The organism is Streptosporangium amethystogenes (genome assembly GCF_000721075.1).
GTDB lineage: Bacteria > Actinomycetota > Actinomycetes > Streptosporangiales > Streptosporangiaceae > Streptosporangium > Streptosporangium amethystogenes.
The window spans coordinates 90,850-117,011 of the sequence record NZ_JOEQ01000001.1 but is presented as its reverse complement, the minus strand read 5'-3'; the positions used below and the strand labels follow the sequence as shown (position 1 = coordinate 117,011).

The window sequence follows — 26,162 nt, the reverse complement described above, 5'->3', positions numbered from 1 at the left end:
TCCTCGCCAGGCGGCCATATGGTGCTGTGCGCAAAGGCTGTCTTGGTTGAAGTTTTGCACAACCACCATATCCGGGCGGATCTTTGTTTGCTGGCGGGAACCATCACCGATTCACAACGTCCTCGGCGGTAAGGTGCCTGCATGGTGAGCGAAGCCGACTGCCTGTTCTGCAAGATCGTGGCCGGGGAGATTCCCGCGGAGATCGTCTATGAGACCGATCGCACGCTGGCCTTCCGCGACGTCAACCCCCAGGCGCCGACCCATGTGCTGGTGGTCCCCAGGGAGCACCATCGGGACGCCGCGGCGCTGGCGGCCGCCGACCAGGGGCTGGCCGACGACGTGCTCAAGACCGCGCACGCGGTCGCCAGCCAGGAGGGAGTCGCGGAATCGGGCTACCGGCTGGTGTTCAACACCGGACCCGAGGCCGGTCAGACCGTCTTCCACGTGCACGGACACGTGATCGGGGGGCGCGGTCTGAAGTGGCCGCCCGGCTGAAAACCGGCAAGCGCGATCGTGGCGATCACGGATACCATGGCGTTGAAGTTCCGCGCCTATATCTGGAGGCGAACAGGCCGTAAGGCCAGCTCATGTCCGAGACAAACGATTCCAGCAGAACATCGCCGAGGTCCAGGGGTTCCAGCCGGACTCAGGCGAAGGTAGTGATTCCGGACGATCAGTCGATGGTCAGCCTGCTGGGCTCGCGCGATGAGCTGCTGCGCGTCATCGAGGGCGCCTTTCGCGCCGACATCCACGTCCGGGGCAACGAGATCACCGTCACCGGCAGCCCGGAGGAGAGCAGCACCGTGGTGCGGCTCTTCGAGGAGATGTCCGAACTCGCCCGCGGAGGCGCACAGCTCACGGTCGACGCGGTCGAGCGCAGTATCGCCATGTTGCGGATGACCTCCGATCGTCCCGCCGAGGTGCTCTCGCTGGACATCATCTCCTCGCGGGGCCGGACCATCCGCCCGAAGACCGTGAACCAGAAGCGGTACGTCGACGCGATCGACAAGTTCACCGTCGTCTTCGGCATCGGCCCGGCCGGCACGGGCAAGACCTACCTCGCGATGGCGAAGGCAGTGAAGGCCCTCCAGGAGAAGAAGGTCAACCGGATCATCCTCACCCGTCCCGCGGTCGAGGCGGGTGAGCGGCTGGGCTTCCTGCCGGGAACGCTTTACGAGAAGATCGATCCTTACCTGCGCCCGCTCTACGACGCGCTGCACGACATGCTCGATCCCGAGTCGATCCCCCGGCTGATGGCCGCGGGCACGATCGAGGTGGCCCCCCTCGCCTACATGCGGGGCCGTACGCTCAACGACGCCTACATCATCCTGGACGAGGCGCAGAACACCTCGCCGGAGCAGATGAAGATGTTCCTGACGCGGCTGGGGTTCAACTCGAAGATCGTCGTCACCGGCGATGTCACCCAGGTCGACCTGCCGAACGGCACGCAGAGCGGTCTACGGGTCGTCCAGGACATCCTCGAAGGCATCTCTGACATCCACTTCAGCCGTCTGACCAGCGCCGACGTGGTGCGTCACAAGCTGGTGGGCGACATCGTGGACGCGTACGGGCGCTATGACGAGACGCAGCGCCAGAGCGCGCCGCAGCAGATCAAGGGCATGGTCAAGCAGCGTCCCCGGGAGAGGACATGAGCGCGGGACGATTCCGGCGCGGGGGTCGGAGCGGGTCGCGTGGCACGTGGCAGACAGGGGGGGACCTGTGAGCGTCGAGGTCAACAACGAGTCCGGTGTCGAGATCGACGAGGGGCTCATCGTCTCGCTGGCCGGGCATGTGCTGGAGCGGATGGGCATCAACCCGCTCGCCGAGCTGTCGATCCTGGTCGTCGACGAGGAGACCATGTCGGCTCTGCACGAACGGTGGATGGGGGAGCCGGGCCCCACGGACGTGCTCGCCTTCCCGATGGACGAGCTGCGGCCTGGGCCGGGTGCGGGGGCGCGGCAGGAGGGTGACTCGCCCACCGATCCGGCGCTCCTCGGTGACGTGGTGCTCTGCCCGCAGGTGGCCGCCAAGCAGGGGGCCGAGGCAGGGCACGGCACCGAGGCCGAGCTGGAGTTGCTGTGCACGCACGGCATCCTCCACCTGCTCGGCTACGACCACGCCGAGCCCGAGGAGCACAAGGAGATGTTCGGCCTTCAGGGCGAGCTTCTGGAGTCGTGGCAGGAGGTGCGCCCCCAGCGGTGAACCTCGCCAACGGGTGGTTGTTCTCCGCTGTCGTCCTCGTCGTGGTCGGCGGGTTGATCGCCAGCGCGGAGACGGCTCTGACTCGCATCTCAAGGGTTCGCGCGGAGGAGTTCGTCCGTGACGGCCGCCGGGGCGCGGTGCGTCTGCAGGCCATCGTCGCCGACCCGCCGCGTTACCTGAACCTCCTGCTCCTGCTCCGGCTGAGCTGCGAGCTGATCGCCACGGTGATCGGCACGCTGCTCTTCATCGACTGGCTCGGTGACCAGGGCTGGGCCTACGCGGCGGCGGCGGCGGTCATGATCGTCATCAGCTACGTGATCGTCGGGGTCTCCCCGCGCACGCTGGGCCGTCAGCACGCCGAGCCGATCGCGCTCGCCAGCGCTCCCGTGGTGTACGGCCTGACCCGGATCTTCGGCCCCCTGCCCAAGCTGCTCATCCTGCTTGGCAACGCGGTGACGCCGGGCAAGGGTTTTCGCGAGGGGCCCTTCACCTCCGAGGCCGAGCTGCGGGATCTGGTCGATCTGGCCGAGGAGCGCCGGGTCATCGAGCCCGACGAGCGGGAGATGATCCATTCGGTCTTCGAGCTCGGCGACACCCTGGTCCGAGAGGTCATGGTGCCCCGCACCGACATGGTGTTCATCGAGCGCGGCAAGACGCTGAGCCAGGCCATGTCCCTCGCGCTGCGCAGCGGTTTCTCCCGGATTCCCGTGGTCGGCGAGAACGAGGACGACGTCATCGGCATCGCCTACCTCAAGGACATCGCGCGCCGGGTGCAGGACACCGGTGACGACGGGCGCGCCGAGCCGGTGGAGTCCATCATGCGCCCGGCCACCTACGTGCCGGAGAGCAAGCCGATCGACCAGCTGCTGCGCGAGATGCAGGCCCGCCAGATCCACCAGGCCATCGTCATCGACGAGTACGGTGGCACGGCCGGTCTGGTCACCATCGAGGACATCCTGGAGGAGATCGTCGGTGAGATCACCGACGAGTACGACCAGGAGGTCCCCAGGGTGGAGCCGCTTGAGGGCGGTGCGGTGCGAGTGACCGCCAGGCTCCCGGTGGACGATCTGGAAGATCTGTTCGGCATCGAGCTGGAGGTCGACGACGTCGAGACCGTCGGAGGGCTGCTGGCGCACGCGCTTGGCCGGGTGCCGATCGCCGGTTCCCAGGCGGTGGTGGAGGGTCTTAGCCTGACGGCCGAGAGCCTGGCCGGGCGTCGCAACCGGATCGGCACGGTCCTCGTCACCAGGATCGCCCCCGCGGAGCCCGACTCGGTCTCGGCCTCCCCCGACCAGTGACGGGCCGGGGCGGTGGATTCGCCCCAAGTCGTCCGCAAGTGCTCTGCAAGCGGCACGGGTGATGCTTCTCGTACGGCACCTGGTCGCGCGGGAGCCGGTGGGAGATCTTCGCGCCCGGAGGGGTTCGCGGCGCGAGGGGCGGCCCACGGGGGAGAAGAGTTCACGCGGGGCTTCGTGGCTGTCCTGCGTCACTCGCTTAGGGGTGTTCTCGACCATGAAATACGGTTGAGGGCACCCTTAGGCGTTTCTTAATGATTGCCGCTTTTGCCGACGGGGAAGAAAGCGAGTCGGCGAGGAAGAGACGCCTCGCACATGACATCGGGGGGATGCTCATGACGCGGGGGATGAATATTGTCGTTTTTGCGGTGTTATGTGGATTTATCGCGGGCGGCGTAGCCGGATGCGGCGGTGGAGCGGGAGCCGGCGACGCAATGGACGGCGCCGCGGAGCTGCACCGGCTGCGGGGAGTGCTCGACGAGGCGCGAGCGCTGCCCGACGGGTTCTCGGCTCGTCCGCGTGACGGCTGGCGCGCCCCGTTCCAGCCGGTGAACGAGGACTGCCGGCTCGTTCTCGACACCGCTGGGGGCAGGCCGCCGCAGCGGGCACTGGGGGCGCGGGCGGCCGTGACCTACCAGGGTGACGGGGTCGGGGAGCTGGCCGGGTTCGGGCTGGCCTCCTACCGCGGTGACGACGCCGAGCTTCACTTCAACGAGCTCACGGAGGCGCTGAGCGGTTGTCCGGTCGCACGTGCCCAGGTGGCGGGCCGTGGCACCGCTCTTCGGGTCTCCCCCCTGAACCTGGCAGGGGTCGGTGACGAGGTGCAGGCCAGGCGGCTGAACGGCAGGCTGAACGGATATCCGTACGAGATGCACCTGGTGTTCGCCCTCAGTGGCCACACCCTGATCTCACTGGTACACGCCGGTGTCAGGGATGTCGACGTCGAGCGCACCCGGGAGCTCGCCCGTCTGCTGGTCCACGAGGTCGCCGCCTGAGCGAGGCGGCGCCCGGGTCGTTTTGGTGCCGGAGCCGCACCGGTGTCGTCCTTGGCACCGGAAGCTGAATACCCTTGTGCTGTGAGTGACGCGACCCTCGATCCCGAGGACAAGAAGATCATCGTGCTGGCCCGTTCCGCCCGTGCACGCAACGGAGCCGCCGAGGGCGCGGCCGTACGGGACGAGACGGGCCGGACCTACTCGGCGACCAATGTGGCGTTGCCGTCGCTGACCCTGTCGGCGATCCAGGTCGCCGTGGCGATGGCGGTGTCCGGTGGAGCGGAGTCGCTGGAGGCGGCCGCGCTGGTCACCGCGGGTGCCGGGCCCTCCGACGACGACCGGCGGACGGTCCGCGATCTGGGGGCCGAGACCCTGCTGGTGGCCGGTCCTGACGGGACACCGCGTCAGAGCTGAGTCCGGCATCGGCGACAATGGTTGACGTGAGTTCCTCAGCTGCTGATTTCCATGCCGGTTTCGCCTGCTTCGTCGGCCGGCCCAACGTCGGCAAGTCCACGCTGATGAACGCGTTGGTCGGCACGAAGGTGGCGATCACCTCGTCCAAGCCCCAGACGACCCGCCGGGCCATCCGTGGCATCGTGCACCGCCCCGATTCCCAGCTCATCATCGTCGACACGCCGGGCCTGCACCGGCCCCGCACGCTCCTGGGTGAGCGGCTGGACAGCCTGGTGCTCTCCACCCTCACCGAGGTCGACGTGATCGGTTTCTGCGTGCCCGCCAACGAGCCCATCGGCAAGGGTGACCGGTTCATCGCCGAGAAGCTCGCGGGCGTCAAGAAGACCCCGGTGGTCGCCGTGGTGACCAAGTGCGACCTGGCGACCCGCGAGCAGATCGCCGCGCAGCTGCTCGCGGTCTCCCAGCTCACCGAGTTCGATGACATCGTGCCGGTCTCCGCGCAGTCGGGTGAGCAGCTCGACGTGCTGGCCGACGTGCTGGTCCAGCGCCTGCCCCAGAGTCCGCCGCTGTACGAGGGCGGACAGCTCACCGACGAGCCCGAGCAGGTGCTGGTCGGCGAGCTGATCCGGGAGGCGGCCCTTGAGGGGGTACGCGACGAGCTGCCGCACTCGATCGCGGTGGTCGTCGACGAGATGCTGCCCAGACAGGGGCGTGACGACCTTCTCGACATCTACGCGCACATGTTCGTCGAGCGTCCGTCCCAGAAGGCCATCGTGATCGGGCATAAGGGCTCCCGGCTGAAGGACGTCGGCAGCCGCGCCCGCCAGCAGATCGAGGCGCTTCTCGGCACCCGGGTCTATCTCGACCTGCGCATCAGCGTCGCCAAGGACTGGCAGCGCGACCCCAAGCAGCTCCGCCGTCTGGGTTTCTACGACTGAGGGGTCCCGGCGGGGGCGCGGCCGGTCTCCAGGGACCGTGGCCGCGCTTCTCAGCGGCGGCCGGTGCCGGCCTCCTCTCCGTGCCCGAGCCGTCGTCGCAGCTCGACGGCGTCCCGGCCGAGCGCGGAGACCAGGGTGGCCGGCCCGGCCAGGGGCAGGACGGCCCAGCCCTGGCCGACCACCGCCTCCGGTGCCCGGCCGGTGACCAGGACGCTGCCCACGCAACGGGCGTCGCCGTAGACGGCGGGACTGCCGTCGATCTCCGCGTCACCCACCACGAACTCCTGCCGGAGCAGCGGGACCCCGCCGAGAACGGCGTCGAAGCGTGAGTGGCAGCGTCCGGGGCGTTCGCCGTACCGACCGAAGACGATCTCCTCGCGCCAGTGCACCCGCGCGTCCTCGGCCAGGTCGAGCCGGACGACCATGCGGTGCAGGCAGCCCGCCGCGAGCACCGTCGGTTCCGGCGCGAAGCTGAGCGAGGCGCCCGCGCCGACCCGGGCCGTGATCGTCATCAGTGATTCGGCCCCGGCTGGGCCGGGCAGCACCAGAGTGCTCGCGACCGACCGCACCTCCAGCTCGGTTCCCGGCGCCACCTCGATGTCGAGGGCCAGATCGTCACCGCCCAGCGGACCCGCCGCGGTGGACACCAGGTGCACCCGGCCGGGCGCGGTCGCCCGCAGCGTGAGCGGTGGGCCGGAACGCATCGTGGCGAGGACGGTCCGGCCGGCCGCGTCCCGCCGGGTGGCGATCGCCGCCCGCGCCCTCATGGCCCGCCGTCCTGCCCGCTCCGGCCGTGGTGCGGACTCCGCCGGCGCCGGAGTGGGCAGGACGGGGGCGGGGACCGGGTCGGTGAGGGGCATGGTCAGGTGTGGGAGTGCTCGTGGGCCCAGGACTCGACGAGGCCGGTGACCCATTCGGAGACCGCGTACGCTCGTGGATCCTCTCTGATCGAGGTGAAAAGCACGGGTTTGCCGTCTCGTACGGCCGCCGCATCATGTGACATGACCGTGAGGTCCGCGCCGACCATCGGGGCCAGATCGGTCTTGTTGATCACGAGCAGGTCGGCCGTCGTCACGCCGGGTCCGCCCTTGCGGGGGACCTTGTCGCCGCCGGACACGTCCAGCACGAAGATCTGCCGATCGGCCAGGCCCCTGCTGAAGGTGGCGGTGAGGTTGTCCCCGCCGCTCTCCACGATCACCAGGTCGAGCGGGCCGAACCGCTCCTCCAGGGTCTCCACCGCATCGAGGTTGGCCGCGATGTCGTCCCGGATGGCGGTGTGCGGGCAGCACCCGGTCTGCACGGCGACGATCCGCTCCGGGTCGAGCACGCCCGCCCTGCGCAGGAAGTCGGCGTCCTCGGTGGTGTAGATGTCGTTGGTGACCACGCCCAGGTGCATGAACGGACCGAGCGTCCGGCACAGCGCCGCGGTCAGCGCGGTCTTGCCGCTGCCGACGGGGCCCCCGATGCCCAGGCGTAATGCCCGGCCGCCAGGGTCGGCCGGGTGGTGGTGGTCGTCGTGGTTGGCGCCCATGTGGGTCACCGTCCTTCCAGGTGGTCGTCAGGACACAAAAAGCCGCATGTCTGCACGAATATGGTGTTCGGCGAGCAGATCGAGCGCGGGGGAGGCGTGCGCGGGCAGCGCCTCCCAGCCGGTGGGGACGGTGGCTGCGACCTTCTCCATGGCCGGGGCGAGATCGGCGAGCACTCGGTGGACGGCGACGGGGTCGAGGCCGAGCAGCCGTACCGCCGCCGTGGCGGGTCCGGTGACGGAGGTGTAGGCCGCCGCGAGGGCGGCCTCGGCGGGGGAGCATCCCGCCACGGCCGCCACCGCGCCGAGCGCGAGGGGGTGGTGGGCGCCCTGGGACAGGGCCCCGGCCAGCGTGTCGAGCACCGGGGAGGGCCAGATCCTCCGCGAGGTCCGCAGCAACAGCCTGCCCTGGGTGCGGCTCGCCTCCCGCTGGGCGGGCGAGGAGATCCTGGCGTCCGCCTCCGCGTCCAGTCGCGTCCACTCCGAGACGTCGGCCGCGGCGGGGGGAGACACGCCGAGACGGCAGGCCGCGGCGGCGAGGGCGGCCGTCACCAGGCCCGCGGTGGCCAGCCGGCCCCGCAGGAAGGCGGCGAGGCCGGCGAGGTCGCGGATCGCGCCGATCCTGACCGCCTCCTCGGCGCCACCGGAGTGACCGTGCCCCCCCGCGGGCAGCCGGGAATCGGCCAGTAACAGCAGCGCGGCGTTCATCCGGGGCACCCTTCGGCCGGTCAGGAGATCAGAACAGGAAGTAGCGCTGGGTCATGGGCAGGGTCTCGGCGGGGGCGGGTTCGATCAGGTCGCCGTCGACGCTGACCGCGAAGGTGTCGGGGTCGACGTCGATCCTGGGCATGGCGTCGTTCAGCGGCATGCTCTCCTTGCCCCTGCGGCGGACGTCGGCCACCGGCAGCAGGCGCCTGCGGACGGCCAGCCGGTCGGCGAGACCGTCCTCGATCGCCAGCGGGGCGACGAAGTGGACGGACGTGGCGGCGGCGGTGACCGGGGCGGCGCCGAACATCGGGCGTGGCATGACCGGCTGCGGGGTCGGGATGGAGGCGTTCGCGTCGCCCATCTGGGCGTATGCGATGACACCGCCCTTGACGACCAGGTTCGGTTTGACCCCGAAGAAGGCCGGGTCCCACAGGACCAGGTCGGCCAGCTTGCCGGTCTCCACCGAGCCGACCTCGCCGTCCAGGCCGTGGGCCACGGCCGGGCAGATCGTGTACTTGGCGACGTAGCGCCGGGCCCGGAGGTTGTCGGCGGGGCCGTCACCCGGCAGAGCCCCCCGACGGCGCTTCATCACGTGCGCGGTCTGCCAGGTCCGGATGATCGTCTCGCCCACCCGGCCCATCGCCTGCGAGTCCGAGCCGATCATCGAGATCGCGCCCATGTCGTGCAGGATGTCCTCGGCCGCCATGGTGGACGGCCGGATCCGGGACTCGGCGAACGCCAGGTCCTCGGGGATGGACGGGTTGAGGTGGTGGCAGACCATCAGCATGTCGAGGTGCTCGTCGAGCGTGTTGACGGTGTGCGGGCGGGTCGGGTTGGTCGAGGACGGCAGGATGTTGCCGTAGGAGGCGACCCGGATGATGTCGGGTGCGTGCCCGCCGCCGGCTCCCTCGGTGTGGTAGGCGTGGATCATCCGGTCGCCGATCGCGGCCAGCGTCGACTCCACGAACCCGGCCTCGTTGAGGGTGTCGGTGTGGATCGTGACCTGGGTGCCGGTGGCATCGGCCACCGACAGGCAGGCGTCGATGGCGGCCGGGGTGGTGCCCCAGTCCTCGTGCAGCTTGAAGCCGGAGGCCCCGGCGCGGAGTTGTTCCAGCAGCCCCTCGCGGCTGACCGTGTTTCCCTTGCCGAGCAGCGCGACGTTGATCGGGTAGGAGTCGAGAGACTCCAGCATCCGGGCGAGGTACCAGGTGCCGGTGACGGTGGTGGCCTTGGTGCCCTCGGCGGGGCCGGTGCCGCCGCCCACGATGGTCGTCACCCCGGCGGCGAGGGCCTCGTCGAGGATCTGCGGGCAGATCAGGTGGACATGGGAGTCGATCGCCCCGGCGGTCAGGATCTTCCCGTTGCCCGCGAGGATCTCGGTCGAGGGGCCGATCACCAGGTCCGGATGGACACCGTCCATGGTGTCGGGGTTTCCGGCCTTGCCGATCGCCACGATGCGGCCGTCCCTGACCCCGATGTCCGCCTTGACCACGCCCCAGTGGTCGAGGATCACCGCGCCGGTGATCACCAGGTCGGGTGCCCCCTCGGCCCTGGTGGTCCTGGCCTGGCCCATCGACTCCCTGATGACCTTGCCGCCGCCGAAGACCGCCTCGTCGCCCGCTCCGGCGGGGCCCGTCGACAGGTCCTCGGTGACCTCGATGAGCAGGTCGGTGTCCGCCAGCCTGATCCGATCACCGACGGTGGGGCCGTAGAGCGCGGCGTAGCGGGATCGTTCAATGAACACCGGGACTCCCATCGAGAGGTCCGGCCCATTCGGGACGGAGACCGGGTACGATCCGCAGCCCGCCGATCGGCACGAGGGTCACGTCGCGCTCCACACCGGGCTCGAACCGCACCGCGGTACCCGCGGGGACGTCGAGCCGGGTGCCCCAGGCCGCCTGGCGGTCGAACTCCAGGCCGGGGTTGCACGCGGAGAAGTGGTAGTGCGAGCCGACTTGGATCGGCCGGTCCGCGGTGTTGACGACGCGGACGGTGACGCGCTCGCGGCCCGGGTTGAGCGGGATGGGCGTGTCGCCGTACAGGATCTCGCCGGGTGTCATCGGCGCTCACCGCTCCTTGGGGTCACGGGATCGGCTGGTGGACGGTGACGAGCTTGGTGCCGTCGGGGAAGGTGGCCTCGATCTGTACGGACGTCAGCATCTCGGGCACCCCCTCCATGACGTCGTCGCGGGAGAGCACCTTGCGCCCCGCCTCCATCAGTTCGGCGACGGTCCGCCCGTCCCTGGCCCCCTCCATCAGGAAGGACGCGATGATCGCGGTGGCCTCGGGGTGGTTGAGCCGGAGGCCACGTGATCTGCGGTCGCGGGCGAGACCGGCGGCGACGTGGATGAGCAGGCGTTCCTGCTCGTGTGGTGTGAGCCGCATTCCCGGACCATAGGAACCGGCGGTTTCGGTGACGTTGCACGTCGATGTCATGCCGGTTTCCAGAGGACGCGAGCTGCGCGAAAGAGGAAGAACCATCCATCGGCGCCGCCTTCCTCGCGAGGCTGCCGAGGCGTCCTGAAGTTAATGTCACGAAATTTGTTGATTTATAGGGACAAATGTCCGGGGGTTATTCGCGGCGCCGCATCCTGTCACGGCGGTGATATGCCGGTAAGCCGCAATTAACAACCGCGAACTAGGCGGGAAACCTCACTCAGTCACCTTGGCGGCAGATAGATCGGTGCGGGGGCCGTACCGGCAAGGAGGAAAGTCATTGAGGAAGACAGCATGGTGCTCAGTGGTGGCCGTCGCGGCGCTGGCCGCGACGCTGACCGCCTGCGGCGGTGAAGCCCCTGCGAACAAGGACGCGGCCGCCGCGAGCGGCGGTGACGGAGACATCAAGGTCGGCATCCTGCATTCGCTGAGCGGCACCATGGCCATCAGTGAGGTGACCGTCAGGGACGCCGAACTGCTTGCCATCGAGGAGATCAACGCCGCCGGGGGAGTGCTCGGCAAGAAGCTGGTCCCGGTGGTGGAGGACGGCGCGTCCGACTGGCCCACCTTCGCGGAGAAGGCCACCAAGCTCATCCGCCAGGACAAGGTCGCCACCACCTTCGGCGGGTGGACCTCCGCCAGCCGCAAGGCGATGCTGCCGGTCTTCGAGCGGAGCAAGGCCCTGCTGTGGTATCCGGTGCAGTACGAGGGCCTGGAGAGCTCGCCGTACATCTTCTACACCGGCGCCACCACCAACCAGCAGATCATCCCCGGCCTTGACTACCTGAAGGAACAGGGCAAGAAGAAGATCTTCCTGGTCGGCAGCGACTATGTCTTCCCCCGGACCGCCAACAAGATCATCAAGGCGTACGCGGCGGCGAACGACATGGAGATCCTCGGTGAGGAGTACACCCCGCTCGGCCACACCGAGTACAGCACGCTGACCAACAAGGTCCTCCAGGCCAAGCCGGACGCCGTCTTCAACACCCTCAACGGAGACAGCAACGTCGCCTTCTTCAAGCAGCTCAACAGCGCCGGGGTCACCGCGGAGAAGATGCCCGTGCTGTCGGTGAGCGTCGCCGAGGAGGAGGTCAAGGGCATCGGCGTCGACAACATCGCCGGCCACCCCGTCGCCTGGAACTACTACCAGACCACCGAGAACGCGGCCAACGAGAAGTTCGTCGCCGCGTTCAAGGCCAAGTACGGCGCGGACAAGGTGACCTCCGACCCGATGGAGGCCGGATACAACGCCGTCTACCTCTGGGCCGAGGCGGTCAAGAAGGCCGGCAGCGTCGAGGTCGAGGCGGTCAGGAAGGCGGCGGGCGGCATCGCGCTGGACCGTCCCGAGGGCCTCGTCACCATCGACGGTGAGAGCCAGCACATGTACAAGACGGCCAGGATCGGGGTGATCCAGCCCGACGGTCTCATCAAGGAGGTCTGGAACTCCGGTGAGCCGATCAAGCCCGACCCCTACCTCAAGGGCTACCCCTGGGCGAGTGGCCTGGCCACCGGCTGACCCCTCTCAAGACCGGCTCCGGGCCGGGCCGTGACCAGATCACGGAAAGTACCGTGGCGCGCCCACGACGCGGCGCGGCCCTGCTCCGGAGCCACACACTCGTAGGAAGGGGACCTTCGGTGGAGGCCTTTCTCAACCAGCTCCCGATCGGCCTGTCCATCGGCGCCGTGCTGCTCCTCATCGCCCTCGGGCTGACGTTCACGTTCGGTCAGATGGGCGTGATCAACATGGCCCACGGCGAGTTCATCATGGCCGGGGCGTACACCGCCTACCTGCTCCAGGACCTCACCGGCCGGATGGCGGTGATCGTGGCCCTGCCCGTCGCCTTCCTGGTCGCCGGGCTGATGGGGCTCATCCTGGAACGGGCCGCGATCCGGCACTTCTACGGCCGTCCGCTCGACACCCTGCTGCTCACCTGGGGCGTCAGCCTCGTGCTCCAGCAACTCGCCCGGGACCTGTTCGGGGCGCCCAACGTGCAGGTCCAGGCACCCACCTGGCTACAGGGCGGCATCGCGTCCCTGCCGTACAACCGGCTGTTCATCTTCGGCCTGGCCGTCGCCACGGTCATCGGCATCTGGGCCTACATGAACCGCACCGGCGCCGGCCGCCGGATGCAGGCCGTGATGCAGAACCGGCAGCTGGCCGCGGTCAGCGGCATCAACACCGCCCGGGTGGACCAGCGGACCTTCTTCATCGGCTCGGGGCTGGCCGGGGTCGCCGGGGTGGCGCTCACCCTCATCGGCCCCGTCGGCCCGGCGCTGGGCACCTACTACATCGTCGACGCCTTCCTGGTGGTCGTCGCCGGAGGGCTCGGCCAGCTGCGCGGCGCCGTCATCGCCGCCGCCGGCCTCGGCCTGCTCAACTCCTACGCCGAGTTCTGGAGCGACGCCAGCCTGGCGAAGGTCATCGTGTTCGCCGCGATCATCGCCTTCCTCCAGTTCCGTCCGCAGGGCCTGTTCGTACTCCGATCGAGGGCGCTCACTTGAATCTCACCCGCCTCAAGGGGCCGGGGCTCTTCGCGGCGGTGGCCGTGCTCGCCCTGGTCGTCGCACCGCTGGTGCTGGAACCGTTCCGCCTCGGCCTGCTGGCCAAGTACCTCTGCTTCGCCATCGTCGCCCTGGGCATCGGCCTGGCCTGGGGGCAGGGCGGCATGCTCGTCCTCGGCCAGGGCGTGTTCTTCGGGCTCGGCGGCTATGCGATGGGCATGCACCTGAAGCTGGTGGACGCCCAGGGAGACCTGCCCGACTTCATGATCTGGAGCGGGGTCGAGCAGCTGCCCGCGCTCTGGAAACCGTTCGCCAACCCGGTGTTCGCACTGGCCATGGTGGTACTCGGGCCGATGCTGATCGCCGCCGTGCTGGGCCTGCTGGTGTTCCGCCAGCGGGTGCGCGGCGCGTACTTCGCGATTCTCACCCAGGCGCTCGCCGCCGCGTTCGTCATCCTGCTCGTCGGCCGGCAGGGCCTGACCGGCGGCACCAACGGTCTGACCAACTTCTTCGACCTGTTCGGCCAGGACCTGGCCGCGGACTCCACCCAGCGCGGGCTCTACTTCGTGGTCGCGATCGTCACCGGGCTGCTCTACCTCGGTGCCCGCCAGCTGGTGGGCAGCCGCTTCGGGCGGCTGCTCGTCGCGATCAGGGACGGCGAGGACCGCGTCAGGTTCCTCGGCTACGACCCGGCCAGGGTGAAGACCGTCGTCTTCGCGATCTCAGCGGGCATGGCCGGGCTGGCGGGCGCCCTGTTCGTGCCGGTGGTCGGCATCATCTCGCCCGCGCTGCTGGGGGTGGTCCCCTCGCTCGAACTCGTCGTCGCGGTCGCGGTGGGCGGCAGGTTCGCCCTCGCCGGGGCCATCCTCGGCGCGGTCGTCATGGGGTACGCCAAGACCTCCTTCAGCGAGCAGTTCGCCGACGGCTGGCTCTACCTGCAGGGCGAGCTGTTCATCCTGGTGATGACCCTGGCCCCCAAGGGGATCCTCGGCCTGGCGGCGTCGGCCCGCGACGCCCTGGCCCGGCGGCCGAGACGCCCCACGGCCCCAAAACCCCCGCCCACGGACGACGCCTCCGGCAGGAGAGTCATGGAGGAGGTCGGATGAGCCCGATCATCGAGATACGCGGGCTGTCGGTGGTCTTCGACGGCTTCCGCGCCATCGACGGCATCGACCTGACCGTCGAGGAGGGGGAACTGCGCTTTCTGATCGGCCCCAACGGTGCGGGAAAGACCACGCTCGTCGACGTCATCACCGGCCTCACCCGTCCCACCACCGGCGAGGTCGTCTTCGACGGCCGCAGCCTGGCCGGCCTGCGCGAGCACAGCATCGTCAGGCTCGGCGTCGGGCGCACCTTCCAGACCTCGGTGGTCTTCGAGGAGCTCACGGTGCTGGAGAACCTCGACCTGGCGGCCTCCTTCCGGCGCCCGCTCTGGTCGCTGACCCGGCGCAGGCGCGGGATCTCCGAGGCCGTCGCCGACGCACTGGAGACCACGGGTCTGCGGGAGCTGGCCGACCGGCCCGCGGGGGTGCTCTCCCATGGGCAGCGGCAGTGGCTGGAGATCGGCATGCTGCTCACCCAGAGCCCCAAGCTGCTCCTGCTGGACGAGCCGGTGGCCGGGATGTCGAAGGACGAGCGGGAACGGACCGGCGAGCTGCTGACATCCGTGGCCGACGACCACACGGTGATCGTGATCGAACATGACATGGAGTTCCTGCGCAGGTACGCCTCGCAGGTCACCGTCCTGCACGAGGGCAAGGTGCTGATCGAGGGCTCGGTGGACCAGGTCCGCGACGACCCGCGCGTGCAGGAGGTCTATCTCGGAAGGAAACGCGGCGATGCTGTCAGTACAGGATCTTGACGCCGGGTACGGCAGGGCCCGGGTGCTGTTCGGGGTCTCCCTGCGGGTGGAGCCAGGGCAACTGGTGTGCGTGATGGGCCGCAACGGGGTGGGCAAGACCACCCTGCTCAACACCGTGATGGGCATGCTGCCCGCCACCGCGGGTTCGGTCACCTTCGAGGGCAGGGACGTGACGCGCCTGCCGCCGCACGAGCGGGTACGGCTCGGCATGGCGTACGTCCCCCAGGGGCACGAGACCTTCCCTCAGCTCAGCGTGCTGGGCAACCTTCAGGTCACACTGGAGGCCTCCGGCGGCCCGGCCGAGGCGCTGGAGGAGGCGCTGGAGACCTTCCCCCGCCTGAAGCCGCTGCTCAAGCGGCGTGCCGGATTCCTGTCCGGCGGACAGCAGCAGCAGCTCGCGATCGCCCGCGCGCTCGTCACCCGGCCCAGGCTGCTCATCCTGGACGAGCCCACCGAGGGCATCCAGCCCTCGATCATCATCGAGATCGAGGAGGCGATCGAGCGGCTGCACGCCTCCGGCCTGTCGCTCCTGCTGGTCGAACAGTATCTGGACCTGGCGCTCCGCCTCGCCGACCGTTTTCTCATCCTCGACGCCGGGCACGTCGCTCATTCGGGGGCGGTGGAGGAATTGCGCGGGGAGGAAATTCACCGCCTTCTTGCCGTGTGAACCGCACTATTTCATATCAAGAAGATCATATTTGATCTCTTCTTGATGAAGAACCTCCCGCTGCGGGCGATGGCGACATAACCTACCCAGCAAAAAGGGAGTCCGGGGGTGTCATGGCGGAGGAACCTGCGGACGGGGGGACGCGAGCGGAGGGGACACCGGACCCTTCCGGGAATCACGGTCACTCCGACCGCCAGCCCGGCCGCGAGGTCGGCAGGCCGGCCGACGACGGGCGCGAGGGGCGACCCGGTGGCGAGACCGGCGGATCGCCCGGTGACGATCGTGACCGGTGGTCCGACGACCGGCATGACCGTGAGCGGCGCTTCGACGGCCGACACGAGCGTGGCCGGTGGGACGACGACAGATACGGTCATGAGCGCCGGTTCGACGAGCGGTACGAGCATGACCGGTGGGACGACGACAGGTACGGCCGTGACCCGCGGCCCGAGGATGTGCGGTCCTTCGAGGACGCGTACCCCGGGGCGCGGATCGATCTGCCGGGGACGCCCGCCAGGCGTGGGTTCCGCCGCTTCCGGCTGACGGCCTGGATCGCGCTGGTCGTCGCCGCGGTCGTGGTCGGGGTGTCCATCGCATGGGTGAACGGGCCGCTCACCGAGGCCGAGCTGCGGGAGAAGGCGGGACTCCTCAGCAAGGACAGGCTCCGGATCGGCGTGAAGGACGACACCCCGGGTATCGCCCTGAGGTCAAAGGACGGGAGCGGCTTCGAGGGCTTCGACATCGACATCGCCTACATGATCGCGGCGGATCTGGGCTTCCGGCGCGACCAGGTCGAGTTCATGTCCATCGAGACCGAGGACAGGGCGCGCATGCAGGCCCGGAACGGGAACGGGGAATTCGTCAGGGTCGACCTCGTGGTGGCGACCTTCAGCGTGACGTCCGACCGCAAGGCGGACCCCTCCGTCGGCTTCTCCACGCCCTACCTCTTCACCGAGCAGTCGGTGGTGACCAGATCCGACTACCAGGACGAACACGTCGCCTCCCTGGGGCAGCTTGAGGGCAGGAAGGTCTGCTCGCTCGGGACCTCGACCTCCCTGGTCGAGTTGAGCAAGGCGATAAAGGGCAACCCCATCGCCGAGGGCCTGATCAGCAAATGCGTGGAGCGTCTCCGGAGGGGCGACATCGACGCGGTGACCACCGACGCGGCACTCCTGGCCGGGTTCGTCGCGCAGGACAGGAACCTGCGCCACCACGACATCGCGCTGGAGAAGACGGAGATGTGGGCTGTCAACGCGGGGCCCAACGCCGCGCTGCGCACCCTGGTCGACCTCGCGCTCTACCGTTCCTACGCCGACCCGCAGAACCAGCGCTGGGAGGAGGCGTACAAGACCCACATCGAGCCGCTGCTGAAGGCCAACCCCGGAGTGAACGTGGCCCAGGCGGAGCAGCCGTGCGCGCTTCCCCCGCCGGTGCGCCGCTGGCCGTGGGAGCGGACCCTCCCTCTCCAGGATTGTCCCTCCGCGCCTTGAAGACCGACAGGCGGGTCAGGGACGCGCCGAGGAACCAGGAGTGGTTCCTCACACTGCTGCCGGTGTTCCCGATCGTCCTGCTGGTGATGCGGCTGTGGTACGCCAGCCGGCAGGACACCCAGACGCTGCTCCTGCTCGTGCAGACCATCAGCCCGCTGGGCATGCTGAGCGCGATCCTGCTGACCACGGTGTGGGTGCTGCCCGTCGTCGTCGTCGGTGGCCGGCTCCTCGGCACCCTCTACTGGATCAGCACGGGCCGTTCCTCATGGCTGGTGCGCGCGGCCCGGCGGCTACCCGGCTGGGTCGCGGCCCTGGCCGTCATGGTGGGCGTGGGCACCTGGCAACTGCGCTTCCTGCCCACGCTGATGATGCTGTCGCTCGCGCTGGCGGGCCTGACCGTGCGCGAGCGGTTCCCGGCCCACGAGGAGTTGCGGACCACGTTCTGCTACGCGCTGCCGCTGATCGCCGCGGTGCTGTCGTACGTGCTGCTGTGGCCTGCCATCGTCACCGCGTTCGCCGAGCGGGACGTGGCGACCGCGATCCTGCTGACGCTTCCCCCGGTGTGCGTGCCGCTATTGACCGGCCCGGTGCCCGCGGCGTCGGCCAGGGTGCTGACCCACGGCATCGCGATCGCGATGGCGGTGTTCACCCCGTTCCTGGTCGGCGCGGTCGTGATGAGGGCGCCGATCCTCCCGCTGATCGCCCTGGAGATCACCGGGGAGAAGTCCTCCGAGGTGCTCGTGGGCTACATGGTCGCCAGTGACGACCTGATGACCACGGTCCTGCACCGCGACGGTGCGGTGAGCTTCATCTCCAACGAGCGGCTTCGGTCGAAGGTGCTCTGCCCCGACCCCGGCGAGGTGCCCAGGACATGGGCGAACCTGCACGGCTGGTACGTCGAACAGAGCGTGATCTCCTGGCTCGCCCCGGTCTCGCGGCAGACCCCGGCCGATTCACGCTGCGAGGGCCGCCCGGCCGCCGAACCCGCTCCCGTCTCACCGCCCCCTACTCCGACCCCGACCCCTACCCCGACCCCGGCAGGGGCCTTCGGGGCGGGCGGTCACTGACGGTAGTCCTCGACCTCGTCGATCGGGCGGGGCGCGGCGGAGTTGGGATCCTCACCGAACTCGCGGCGTGCCCGGCGCTGCCTGAGCAGGTCCCACGCCTGGTCCAGAGCCTCCTCCAGTTGCTGGATCCGGTTGTTCTCCTCATGTGAGGAGATCGAGTGCGAGGTCAGTCTCTTCCGGAGTTCGCGCTCCTCGGCGATGAGCTCGTTGATGTGGGCGAGGATGTCGATGTCCCGCATGGCAGTTCCCCCTGTCAGAGTTCTCCTCTGGTGACCGTACCGTCGGAAGCCGAGCCGGTGGCGGTGGTGTGGTTCGCGTCGCGTGCCCTTCCTCGGACGGAATTCCGGAGATCTTCGAGTTCCGCCATGTGAGACCTGGGCTCGGGCATTCGAAGCCGTCTGGTAGCGTGCTGTGCATGCTGCGCGGGCTGCTTCTTAGCTGCCGCGACGAGGGCCTGTAGAGGCCGGCTCCCTCGTCGCGGAGCGAGCCATGCGTGTCGGCCACGATTGTTTTCCCAGTCGAGGAGCCTTTGCATGTATCCGCAGCAGCGACCCAGCCCCATGCCGTTCAAGCGCTACGAGTCCTTCGCGCCGATCCGGCTGACCGATCGGACCTGGCCCGACAAGGTCATCGAGCGGGCACCCCGGTGGTGTGCCGTCGACCTGCGTGACGGCAACCAGGCGCTGATCGACCCCATGGACGCCCACCGCAAGCTCAAGATGTTCGAGCTGCTGGTGAAGATGGGCTACAAGGAGATCGAGGTGGGTTTCCCCGCCGCCTCCCAGACCGACTTCGACTTCGTACGGCAGATCATCGAAGAGGGCCTGGTCCCCGACGACGTGGTGATCCAGGTCCTGACCCAGGCCAGACCCGAGCTGATCGAGCGGACCTTCGAATCGGTGCGTGGGGCCAAGCAGGCGATCATCCACCTGTACAACTCCACCTCCACCCTCCAGCGCAGGGTCGTCTTCGGCCAGGACCGCGAGGGCATCACCGCGATCGCGGTCGAGGGCGCCAAGCTCTGCAAGAAGCTGGCCGCCGAGATGGACGACACGGAGATCTACTTCCAGTACTCCCCGGAGTCCTTCACCGGCACCGAGCTGGAGTACGCGGTGGAGGTCTGCGACGCCGTCAACGACGTGTGGCAGCCCACCCCCGACCGCAAGGTCATCGTCAACCTGCCCGCCACCGTCGAGATGTCCACGCCCAACATCTACGCCGACCAGATCGAGTGGATGCACCGCAATCTGGCCTACCGCGACTCGATCGTGCTCTCCCTGCACCCCCACAACGACCGGGGCACCGCCGTCGCCGCCGCCGAGCTGGGCTACCTGGCCGGGGCGGACCGGATCGAAGGCTGCCTGTTCGGCAACGGCGAGCGCACCGGCAACGTCTGCCTGGTCACGCTGGGCATGAACCTGTTCTCGCAGGGCGTCGACCCGGAGGTCGACATCTCCGACATCGATGAGATCCGTCGGATCACCGAGTACTGCACCCAGCTGCCCGTCCACCCGCGCCATCCGTGGGGCGGCGAGCTGGTCTACACCGCCTTCTCCGGATCTCACCAGGACGCCATCAAGAAGGGCTTCGAGCACCTGGAGCGCGACGCGGCCGCCGCGGGCGTCCCGGTCGGGGAGTTCACCTGGGCGGTCCCCTACCTGCCGGTCGACCCCAAGGACATCGGCCGTACGTACGAGGCGGTCATCAGGGTCAACAGCCAGTCGGGCAAGGGTGGGGTCGCCTACATCATGAAGGCCGACCACCAGCTGGACCTGCCGCGCCGCCTGCAGATCGAGTTCTCCCGCGTCGTCCAGAGCCGCACTGACGCTCTCGGCGGCGAGGTGAGCCCGGCCCAGATGTTCGAGATCTTCACCGACGAGTACCTGCCGAACGAGGCCGGTCCGTGGGGCCGGCTGGGCCTGCTGGCCCACCGCACCGTCTCCCAGGGCGACGAGAAGGACGCGATCAGCGCCGATCTGCGGATCGACGGGGAGATCCGGGAGATCGAGGGTGTCGGCAACGGCCCCATCTCCGCCTTCTGCGAGGCCCTGGCCAGGGTCGGCGTCGAGGTTCGCGTCCTTGACTACGCCGAGCACGCCATGAGCGCCGGCACCGACGCCAAGGCCGCCTCCTACATCGAGTGCGAGATCGCCGGCCAGGCCCTGTGGGGTGTCGGCATCGACGCCAACACCACCGCCGCCGCGCTCAAGGCCGTCATCTCCGCGGTCAACCGCGCCAGCCGCTAGCCCTCGGCACGACCCGCCGGGGCAACGCCCGACAAGAACCCACAAGGTCACCTGTCGCCTACTCGACCGCGCCTCCCGCGTAACCCGCGGACGCGCGGTCGAGTCGTCTCAGCAGGTGGCCGGGCGGTGGGGAAACCGGTCGTCCTGACGTCATATACTTTACAAGTAAAACACTTGCTAATCATATGAACGGGGATCATGAGGGAACAGCCGGGCGGACGGACGCGGCGACTGCCGCTGAGGGGGGTGTTCCGGCTCGGCCGGTTCGGCGACATCTGGCACAAGCACGCGCTCAGCGCGGTCATCGCGCTGGCGATCCCCGACCTGATCCTTCTGGCCACGGGCCGGCTGGATCTGGCGGTCTACACCTCCGCCGGGGCGATGTGCGCCCTGTACGGGCACGGCCTGCCGTACGCGGCGCGGGCGCGCAGCCTGATCTGGGTGGCGCTGGGCATGATCGGCGGGGTGGGGGTGGCGCTCGTCGCATCCGGTCTCACCCGGTCCACCGCGATCCTGATCATCGTGTCCGCGGTGCTGGCCGCCCTGCACAAGGTGGTCTGCGACGCCACCCGGATCGGCCCGCCCGGGAATCTGATCTTCACCTTCATGGCCGCGACCTGTGCCTTCATCCCCCAGCGGCTCAGTGAGGTGCCCTTCCACCTGGTGCTCGCCGTGCTGGGCGCCCTCCTTGCCTGGCTGGTCTGTATGACTCCGGCGCTCGTCCGGCCCGAGGGTCCCCAGCGGATCGCCGTCGCCCGTGCGCTGGAGGCGGTCGCGCGGCTCCCGCACGCGACGCCCACCGGCGACACCCCGGCGCGGATCACTCCGATACCCGGGGCCCGCCACGACGCCGCCGCGGCGGTGAACGCCGCCTGGCGCGCTCTCCTGCCGGTGCCCGCGAGCCCGAACCGCGGCGCGCTGGAGCGCCTGCTGGTACACGCCGAGGAGACCCTCGCGACAGGTTTCACCACCGAGGCCGCCCGGCTGACGGGCTGGGCCACCGACCTGCGCCGGAACCGGCCGCTGCCCCGCATGAGCCTCACCGAGGACGAGGCCGCCGAGCTGACCGGCATCGCGATGGAACGGGCCGTCCGGAGCCGCGGGCCGAGCGTGCTGCGGGCGTTCCACCCGGCCTCCGCGCTGTTCCCGATCGGGATCAGGGTCGCCGTCGGCTCCGCGCTGGCCGGGTTGACCTCGATGGCGCTGGGGGTCGGTCACCCCTACTGGGCTGTCGTGATGGCCGCCTCCGTCTTCCAGGCCAACGCCATGCTGTCCTGGCAACGGGCGCTGCAGCGTGCCCTCGGCAGCGTGTTCGGACTACTCGCCTTCACCCTGCTGCTGCCGATCAGCCGCATCGGGCAGCTCGCGCTGGTGTTGCTGGTGCTCTTCCTCCAGTTCTGCGCCGAGGCGTTGATCACCCGTAACTACTGGCTCGGCACGGTGTGCGTGACCCCGATGGCCCTTCTGCTGACCGAGTTCTCCGGATACCAGCCCGCCGGGCAGCTGATCGCCGACCGCTGGCTGGACACCTGCGTGGGCGTCGCGGCAGGACTGTTCGGCTGCCTGCTGGTGACCAACCGCCGTACCGCAGGCCGGATCGACGCCGCCCTGCGCCGGGTGGCCGTCACCCGGGCCGGGGCAGGACACCTGCTGGAGAGCGGCTCCGCAGGCCCCGGCGACATCTCCCGGGCATGTGGCCTGCTCGTTGCCGCCCTGGTGGAACTCCGGGAGGCCGCCGAGGTCGCCGCCGGCGAGTGGTGGCAGCGCGTGCTGCCGGCGGAACAGATCGCCCATGCCGAGCAGGAGGGCCACCGTACGCTCGCGCGCCTGAGGGGACCCGTCCGGGATAGAGTCGCCTCGAAGTCGATCAACGAGTGAGGGAAGCGGGGGCGTGGAGGACATCGTCGCGCAGGTGATGCGCCAGTGGCAGCGCGTCCACCCGGGGCTGGACACCGCGCCGATGGCCGTGATCGGCCGCCTCAACCGCTGTTTCCTGCTGATCCAGCAGGCCGCCGACGCGCCGCTGCGCGAGCACGGTCTGACCCGGTCCGAGTTCGACATCCTCGGCGCGCTGCGGCGGCTGGATCGAGAGCTCACCCCCAGCCAGATCGCCAGGGAGACCTTCGCCTCCGGCGCCGCCGTCACCAAGCGGCTACGGTTCCTGGAGGAGCGCGGACTGGTGGCCCGCCGCCCCGACGACCGGGACGGGCGGGTGTCCCACCTCTCACTCACCGGACAGGGCCGTACGCTCATCGACCGGATGCTCCCCGAGCAGGTCGACTACGACGCGTCGCTGCTGGCCGGCCTGGCCGTGGAGCGGCAACGGGAGCTGGCGGAACTCCTCGGCGAGCTGCTCCTCCTGCTGGAGGGACGGCCGGGCGTCCGTGCGCTCTGAACGTGCGCCGATGCGGGCGCCGTCACCTGGCATTCCGCTTCCGCAGCGGTGACCGGCGGTACGGACCAGGTTCGATCGACGACCGTGGCCTCTCCAAACTGGTGAATTCATGGCATTCCACGGCGAGTCATTCCGAGGTGCCCCATCGTTAGCGACATAGCATTTTTGCAGCTCAGGGTGTAATTCGCTCCCCCCGAACAAACCGAAAGCGACATTTTCGGCTATGTACGAAATTCGTATTCATCGGGGGAATTCATGCGATGTATCTTCGGCCTGGCCACCGCCGGGCTCGTCCTTCTCAGCGGCGCGACGGCTGCCGCGGACGCGCTGCCGCAACCACCGGGCCGCGGACCCGACCCGGCCGTGGGCCGGCCGATCGCCGATCCGCCTCCGTGGCCGCCGCGGCCGCTGCCTCCGGGGCCCGGATCGATCACGCTGCCCCCCCGACCGCCGATGCCTCCGGGACCGATGCCTCCGGGGCCTGGGCCGCTGCCTCCGGGGCCCGGGTCGATCATTTCACCTCCGCGACCTCCGCTCCCGTGGCCGCCCGGCACGTGGGGCCAGCCGTTCCCGCCTCGCCCGACCCCGCTTCCACCATGGCCGACCCCGTGGCCGCCGCGCCCGTTCCCGCCAAGGCCGACCGGATGGCCGCTTCCGCCGTGGCCGACTCCGTGGCCGCCGCGCCCGGTTCCGCAGTGGCCCGTGACGGTGGGCGTACCGCTGGGCAGAGATCTCTCGCTGACCATCGTGGGCAGGGAGGACACCCGTAGCGTCCAGCTCAGCTGCTCGCCGGTCTACGGCACGCACCCGCGCGCAGCGGACGCGTGTGCGGCGCTCTACCCGGCGCAGGGCGACCCGGCCCGGGTCAGGCCGTCGTGGATGGGGTGCCCGCGGATCTACGACCCCGTGACGGCGAGCGCGACCGGTATGTGGGACGGCCAGTACATCCAGTACCGGCGGACCTTCAGTAACGAGTGCGACATGCACGCCGCGACGGGTCCGGTCTTCGACTTCTAGGGAGGGGCAGGGAGAGGAGAGTCCCTACCCGCCGGCGCCCGAAGAGGATCGTGCCGCCTGCCATGAAACGGTGGCCCGATCTCTGGAACATCGGCTCGTACGGTGGTGGGGCGTTCCGCCGCCGTACGAACCTGAAATACCCTTGGGGCGGCGATGCCGTTGTCGCGCCCCCGCATGGCCACCCGTGTGCGGCGCGCATCCGCCGTGCACGGCCTGGCGCGAGGCGTGGAGAGGGTACGACGTGACCGGACGGCTGCTGAACTGGGCGGGCAACATCACCTACGGCGCCGCGCGGTTCCACCGCCCCGGCAGTGTGGAGCAGCTCCAGGAACTGGTCGCCGGTAGCGACGCCGTCCGGGCACTCGGCACCCGGCACTCCTTCAACGAGATCGCCGACCGCCCCGGCGGTGACCTCGTCTCGCTGGAGGATCTGCCAGGTGAGCCCGAACTCGACCCGGCACGCGGCACGGTCACGGTCGGCGCCGGCGTGCGATACGGCGAGCTGAGCCGCCATCTGCACGGTGCGGGCTACGCGCTGCACAATCTCGGCTCGCTGCCGCACATCTCGGTCGCCGGTGCCTGCGCCACGGCCACGCACGGCTCGGGCGACACCAACGGCAACCTGGCGACCGCGGTCTCCGGCCTCGAACTGGTCACCGCCGACGGTGAGGTCACCTTCCTCAGCCGGGAGCGGGACGGCGACCGCTTCGCGGGAGCGGTTGTCGGGCTCGGCGCGCTGGGGGTCGTCACCAGGGTCGTCCTCGACGTCGTCCCGGCCTTCGAGGTGCGGCAGCACGTCTACGAGAACCTGCCCTGGGCGCGTCTTGAGGAGCACTTCGAGGAGATCACCTCGGCCGGATACAGCGTGAGCATGTTCACCGGATGGAACGGCCCGGTGATCGACCAGGTGTGGGTGAAGCGGCACACCGGCGAGCCCGTCCCGTGGGAGCCGGTGTCGCGCTGGCTGGACGCCACAGCCGCCCCGGCCGACCGGCACCCGCTGCCGGGACTGTCCGCCGTCAACTGCACCGCGCAACTGGGGGTGCCCGGCCCCTGGTACGACCGGCTGCCGCACTTTCGCCTGGACTTCACCCCGAGCAGCGGGGAGGAGCTCCAGTCGGAGTATCTGCTCCCGCGCCGTCACGCCTTGGCCGCGCTCCGCGCGCTGGACGGGGTCAGGGACGTCGTGTCCCCGGTCCTGCAGGTGTCGGAGATCCGCACCGTCGCGGCGGACGAGTTGTGGCTGAGTCCCTCCTACCGCCAGGACGTCGTCGCGGTCCACTTCACCTGGAAGAAGGACTGGCCCGCGGTGCGTCGGGTGCTGGGCGTGATCGAGGATCTGCTGGAGCCCTTCGAGGCCCGCCCCCACTGGGGCAAGCTCTTCCTGATGGGCCCCGAGCGCCTGGCGTCCCGCTATGACCGGCTACCGGACTTTCGGCGGCTGGCCGCCGACCTCGACCCCACGGGCAAGTTCCGCAACCCATTTGTGAACGATCGCCTCTTCGCGGGTAATTCTCCATGCTGAGTGCTCTTACCGTTCCGGCTCCCGGTACCGGCGATTCGCCGAGGGCCGAGCGTGGGGAGGCGGAGGCGCTGCCGGGCAACGTCGAGGTCGGACTGCGTCCGGCCTGATCCCGGTTCCTGACCGGTCGCTTCCTCAACCTTGATCTGGACATCAGCCTACAAGCGGGTCGTATAACAAGATCCGGGTAGTTAACTCCCATCACAGTGGTAGCAGTGCGATATCCACCATAGAGATCACTTGTGGCGAGGGGGAAACGCATGAAACGCAACACGGTTGTGCGCGCCATGCACGATGTCGGGCTGGCCGCCTGGTTCGGGGGCTCACTGATGGGCGCGGTCGGCCTCAACGGCGCCGCCTCCGTGGTCAGTGACAGGAACGAGCGGCTACGGGTGGCCAACGCCGGCTGGGCGCGATGGGCGCCGATCAGCGCGGCGGGCATCGGCACCTATCTCATCGGCTCGGTCGGCCTGCTGGTGGCCAACAGGAAACGTCTGGCGCACCAGAAGGGGGTGGTGGCGAGCACCGTGGCCAAGGGTGCGCTGACCGCCGCGGCAGTGGCCGCGGCCGCCTACACCGGGGTGCTCGGCGCCAAGCTCGCGGACGCCGGTGACGTATCGGTGGAGGGCGCGGTGAAGCCCGGCAAGGAGACTCCCGACGACGTCGCCGACGCGCAGCGGCAGTTGCGCGTCCTGCAGTGGGTCCTTCCCGCCGTCACCGGCTCACTCATCGTCCTCACCTCCCTGCACGGGGAGCAGCAACGCCCGGGCGAGGTCATCCGAGGTGCCGTGCAGAAGGTGTTCTCCCGGTAGAGGTCGTCGACGGTCCCGCGATGATCGTCACCGCGGGGCCGTAGCACGTCTCAGGGATCGTGGGCCGCCC

Annotated in this window: 27 protein-coding genes; 20 read left to right on the top strand and 7 right to left on the bottom strand. The window is 69.4% G+C overall.

Going from position 1 to position 26,162, the window contains the following annotated elements; translation table 11 throughout:
- The first annotated feature begins 144 nt into the window (after positions 1-144).
- The 7 genes from IG98_RS0100555 to era all read left to right on the top strand — a co-directional run bounded on the left by IG98_RS0100555 (position 145) and on the right by era (position 5,844).
- Positions 145-495: a histidine triad nucleotide-binding protein gene (locus tag IG98_RS0100555; RefSeq protein ID WP_030903982.1), complete on the top strand. Its 351-nt coding sequence runs from the start codon at positions 145-147 to the stop codon at positions 493-495.
- A gap of 92 nt (positions 496-587) precedes the next feature.
- A complete protein-coding gene (locus tag IG98_RS0100550) occupies positions 588-1,652 on the top strand; it encodes a PhoH family protein (protein WP_030903980.1) in 1,065 nt (354 codons plus the stop codon).
- A gap of 67 nt (positions 1,653-1,719) precedes the next feature.
- Positions 1,720-2,202: an rRNA maturation RNase YbeY gene (gene ybeY, locus IG98_RS0100545; protein ID WP_030903978.1), complete on the top strand. Its 483-nt coding sequence runs from the start codon at positions 1,720-1,722 to the stop codon at positions 2,200-2,202.
- Positions 2,199-3,500, top strand: coding sequence for a hemolysin family protein (locus IG98_RS0100540; RefSeq protein WP_037969086.1), 1,302 nt, complete (start codon positions 2,199-2,201; stop codon positions 3,498-3,500). The genes ybeY and IG98_RS0100540 overlap by 4 nt, the downstream gene beginning before the upstream one ends.
- A 431-nt stretch (positions 3,501-3,931) precedes the next feature.
- On the top strand, positions 3,932-4,492 hold the full coding sequence (locus IG98_RS0100535) for a hypothetical protein (RefSeq protein ID WP_030903974.1): 561 nt from the start codon (positions 3,932-3,934) through the stop codon (positions 4,490-4,492).
- 81 nt (positions 4,493-4,573) lie between these two features.
- Complete coding sequence (locus tag IG98_RS0100530) at positions 4,574-4,906, top strand: cytidine/deoxycytidylate deaminase family protein (protein ID WP_030903972.1); 333 nt, start codon at positions 4,574-4,576, stop codon at positions 4,904-4,906.
- Between the two features lie 17 nt (positions 4,907-4,923).
- A complete protein-coding gene (gene era / locus IG98_RS0100525; protein ID WP_030903970.1) occupies positions 4,924-5,844 on the top strand; it encodes a GTPase Era in 921 nt (306 codons plus the stop codon).
- A gap of 50 nt (positions 5,845-5,894) precedes the next feature.
- Here the strand turns inward: era and IG98_RS0100520 are convergent, their stop codons facing one another.
- From IG98_RS0100520 to IG98_RS0100495, 6 genes are read right to left on the bottom strand one after another with little or no spacing between them, the layout of a single operon-like run.
- Complete coding sequence (locus tag IG98_RS0100520) at positions 5,895-6,704, bottom strand: urease accessory protein UreD (RefSeq protein WP_245651349.1); 810 nt, start codon at positions 6,702-6,704, stop codon at positions 5,895-5,897.
- Between the two features lie 2 nt (positions 6,705-6,706).
- Positions 6,707-7,375, bottom strand: coding sequence for an urease accessory protein UreG (gene ureG / locus IG98_RS0100515; RefSeq protein ID WP_037969083.1), 669 nt, complete (start codon positions 7,373-7,375; stop codon positions 6,707-6,709).
- A 27-nt stretch (positions 7,376-7,402) separates the two neighbouring features.
- Entirely contained in the window at positions 7,403-8,080 is a 678-nt protein-coding gene (locus IG98_RS0100510; RefSeq protein ID WP_030903962.1) for an urease accessory protein UreF, read from the bottom strand.
- 28 nt (positions 8,081-8,108) lie between these two features.
- Entirely contained in the window at positions 8,109-9,836 is a 1,728-nt protein-coding gene (locus IG98_RS0100505; protein ID WP_030903961.1) for an urease subunit alpha, read from the bottom strand.
- On the bottom strand, positions 9,814-10,140 hold the full coding sequence (locus tag IG98_RS0100500; RefSeq protein ID WP_030903960.1) for an urease subunit beta: 327 nt from the start codon (positions 10,138-10,140) through the stop codon (positions 9,814-9,816). Before IG98_RS0100500 ends, IG98_RS0100505 begins: the two co-directional genes overlap by 23 nt.
- Positions 10,141-10,162: 22 nt before the next feature.
- Positions 10,163-10,465, bottom strand: coding sequence for an urease subunit gamma (locus IG98_RS0100495; RefSeq protein ID WP_030903958.1), 303 nt, complete (start codon positions 10,463-10,465; stop codon positions 10,163-10,165).
- A 331-nt stretch (positions 10,466-10,796) separates the two neighbouring features.
- Here IG98_RS0100495 and urtA point away from each other — a divergent pair, with 331 nt between their 5' ends.
- The 7 genes from urtA to IG98_RS52280 all read left to right on the top strand — a co-directional run bounded on the left by urtA (position 10,797) and on the right by IG98_RS52280 (position 18,100).
- Entirely contained in the window at positions 10,797-12,032 is a 1,236-nt protein-coding gene (gene urtA, locus IG98_RS0100490) for an urea ABC transporter substrate-binding protein (protein WP_030903956.1), read from the top strand.
- A gap of 119 nt (positions 12,033-12,151) precedes the next feature.
- The gene (urtB, locus tag IG98_RS0100485) at positions 12,152-13,018 is read left to right on the top strand and encodes an urea ABC transporter permease subunit UrtB (protein ID WP_030903954.1); all 867 of its coding nucleotides are present in this window, start codon (positions 12,152-12,154) and stop codon (positions 13,016-13,018) included.
- Positions 13,015-14,124, top strand: a complete 1,110-nt coding sequence (gene urtC, locus IG98_RS0100480) for an urea ABC transporter permease subunit UrtC (RefSeq protein ID WP_030903953.1) — start codon at positions 13,015-13,017, stop codon at positions 14,122-14,124. The genes urtB and urtC overlap by 4 nt, the downstream gene beginning before the upstream one ends.
- On the top strand, positions 14,121-14,879 hold the full coding sequence (urtD, locus tag IG98_RS0100475; RefSeq protein WP_030903950.1) for an urea ABC transporter ATP-binding protein UrtD: 759 nt from the start codon (positions 14,121-14,123) through the stop codon (positions 14,877-14,879). Before urtC ends, urtD begins: the two co-directional genes overlap by 4 nt.
- Positions 14,857-15,546 (top strand): urea ABC transporter ATP-binding subunit UrtE, encoded by a 690-nt coding sequence (urtE, locus tag IG98_RS0100470; RefSeq protein ID WP_030903948.1) that lies wholly within the window; start codon positions 14,857-14,859, stop codon positions 15,544-15,546. Before urtD ends, urtE begins: the two co-directional genes overlap by 23 nt.
- 113 nt (positions 15,547-15,659) lie before the next feature.
- On the top strand, positions 15,660-17,033 hold the full coding sequence (locus IG98_RS0100465) for a transporter substrate-binding domain-containing protein (protein ID WP_051751296.1): 1,374 nt from the start codon (positions 15,660-15,662) through the stop codon (positions 17,031-17,033).
- Positions 17,030-18,100, top strand: coding sequence for a hypothetical protein (locus IG98_RS52280; RefSeq protein ID WP_051751294.1), 1,071 nt, complete (start codon positions 17,030-17,032; stop codon positions 18,098-18,100). Before IG98_RS0100465 ends, IG98_RS52280 begins: the two co-directional genes overlap by 4 nt.
- Here the strand turns inward: IG98_RS52280 and IG98_RS0100455 are convergent.
- On the bottom strand, positions 18,094-18,339 hold the full coding sequence (locus IG98_RS0100455) for a DUF2630 family protein (protein WP_030903940.1): 246 nt from the start codon (positions 18,337-18,339) through the stop codon (positions 18,094-18,096). The genes IG98_RS52280 and IG98_RS0100455 overlap by 7 nt on opposite strands.
- Positions 18,340-18,633: 294 nt before the next feature.
- Here IG98_RS0100455 and leuA point away from each other — a divergent pair, with 294 nt between their 5' ends.
- From leuA to IG98_RS0100425, 6 genes are all read left to right on the top strand, one after another.
- Positions 18,634-20,346 carry a 2-isopropylmalate synthase gene (leuA, locus tag IG98_RS0100450; protein WP_030903938.1) on the top strand — a complete coding sequence of 571 codons (1,713 nt, stop codon included), beginning with the start codon at positions 18,634-18,636 and terminating at the stop codon, positions 20,344-20,346.
- A gap of 198 nt (positions 20,347-20,544) precedes the next feature.
- A complete protein-coding gene (locus tag IG98_RS0100445; protein WP_030903935.1) occupies positions 20,545-22,224 on the top strand; it encodes an FUSC family protein in 1,680 nt (559 codons plus the stop codon).
- Between the two features lie 13 nt (positions 22,225-22,237).
- Positions 22,238-22,741: a MarR family winged helix-turn-helix transcriptional regulator gene (locus tag IG98_RS0100440; RefSeq protein ID WP_211263852.1), complete on the top strand. Its 504-nt coding sequence runs from the start codon at positions 22,238-22,240 to the stop codon at positions 22,739-22,741.
- A 702-nt stretch (positions 22,742-23,443) separates the two neighbouring features.
- Positions 23,444-23,758 carry an SSI family serine proteinase inhibitor gene (locus IG98_RS0100435; protein ID WP_084195048.1) on the top strand — a complete coding sequence of 105 codons (315 nt, stop codon included), beginning with the start codon at positions 23,444-23,446 and terminating at the stop codon, positions 23,756-23,758.
- Between the two features lie 241 nt (positions 23,759-23,999).
- A complete protein-coding gene (locus IG98_RS0100430; RefSeq protein WP_030903929.1) occupies positions 24,000-25,283 on the top strand; it encodes an FAD-binding protein in 1,284 nt (427 codons plus the stop codon).
- A 257-nt stretch (positions 25,284-25,540) separates the two neighbouring features.
- A complete protein-coding gene (locus IG98_RS0100425) occupies positions 25,541-26,092 on the top strand; it encodes a hypothetical protein (RefSeq protein WP_030903926.1) in 552 nt (183 codons plus the stop codon).
- The last annotated feature ends 70 nt before the right edge of the window (positions 26,093-26,162 follow it).

What these genes read in the sequence shown, in the direction of transcription:
- IG98_RS0100550 (WP_030903980.1), top strand. Translation starts at nt 588, where the DNA reads ATGTCCGAGACAAACGATTCCAGCAGAACATCGCCGAGGTCCAGGGGT.
- IG98_RS0100535 (WP_030903974.1), top strand. Translation starts at nt 3,932, where the DNA reads ATGGACGGCGCCGCGGAGCTGCACCGGCTGCGGGGAGTGCTCGACGAG.
- era (WP_030903970.1), top strand. Translation starts at nt 4,924, where the DNA reads ATGGTTGACGTGAGTTCCTCAGCTGCTGATTTCCATGCCGGTTTCGCC.
- IG98_RS0100520 (WP_245651349.1), bottom strand. Translation starts at nt 6,704, where the DNA reads ATGCCCCTCACCGACCCGGTCCCCGCCCCCGTCCTGCCCACTCCGGCG.
- ureG (WP_037969083.1), bottom strand. Translation starts at nt 7,375, where the DNA reads ATGGGCGCCAACCACGACGACCACCACCACCCGGCCGACCCTGGCGGC.
- IG98_RS0100510 (WP_030903962.1), bottom strand. Translation starts at nt 8,080, where the DNA reads ATGAACGCCGCGCTGCTGTTACTGGCCGATTCCCGGCTGCCCGCGGGG.
- IG98_RS0100505 (WP_030903961.1), bottom strand. Translation starts at nt 9,836, where the DNA reads ATGGGAGTCCCGGTGTTCATTGAACGATCCCGCTACGCCGCGCTCTAC.
- IG98_RS0100500 (WP_030903960.1), bottom strand. Translation starts at nt 10,140, where the DNA reads ATGACACCCGGCGAGATCCTGTACGGCGACACGCCCATCCCGCTCAAC.
- IG98_RS0100495 (WP_030903958.1), bottom strand. Translation starts at nt 10,465, where the DNA reads ATGCGGCTCACACCACACGAGCAGGAACGCCTGCTCATCCACGTCGCC.
- urtD (WP_030903950.1), top strand. Translation starts at nt 14,121, where the DNA reads ATGAGCCCGATCATCGAGATACGCGGGCTGTCGGTGGTCTTCGACGGC.
- urtE (WP_030903948.1), top strand. Translation starts at nt 14,857, where the DNA reads ATGCTGTCAGTACAGGATCTTGACGCCGGGTACGGCAGGGCCCGGGTG.
- IG98_RS0100465 (WP_051751296.1), top strand. Translation starts at nt 15,660, where the DNA reads ATGGCGGAGGAACCTGCGGACGGGGGGACGCGAGCGGAGGGGACACCG.
- IG98_RS0100455 (WP_030903940.1), bottom strand. Translation starts at nt 18,339, where the DNA reads ATGCGGGACATCGACATCCTCGCCCACATCAACGAGCTCATCGCCGAG.
- leuA (WP_030903938.1), top strand. Translation starts at nt 18,634, where the DNA reads ATGTATCCGCAGCAGCGACCCAGCCCCATGCCGTTCAAGCGCTACGAG.
- IG98_RS0100445 (WP_030903935.1), top strand. Translation starts at nt 20,545, where the DNA reads ATGAGGGAACAGCCGGGCGGACGGACGCGGCGACTGCCGCTGAGGGGG.
- IG98_RS0100425 (WP_030903926.1), top strand. Translation starts at nt 25,541, where the DNA reads ATGAAACGCAACACGGTTGTGCGCGCCATGCACGATGTCGGGCTGGCC.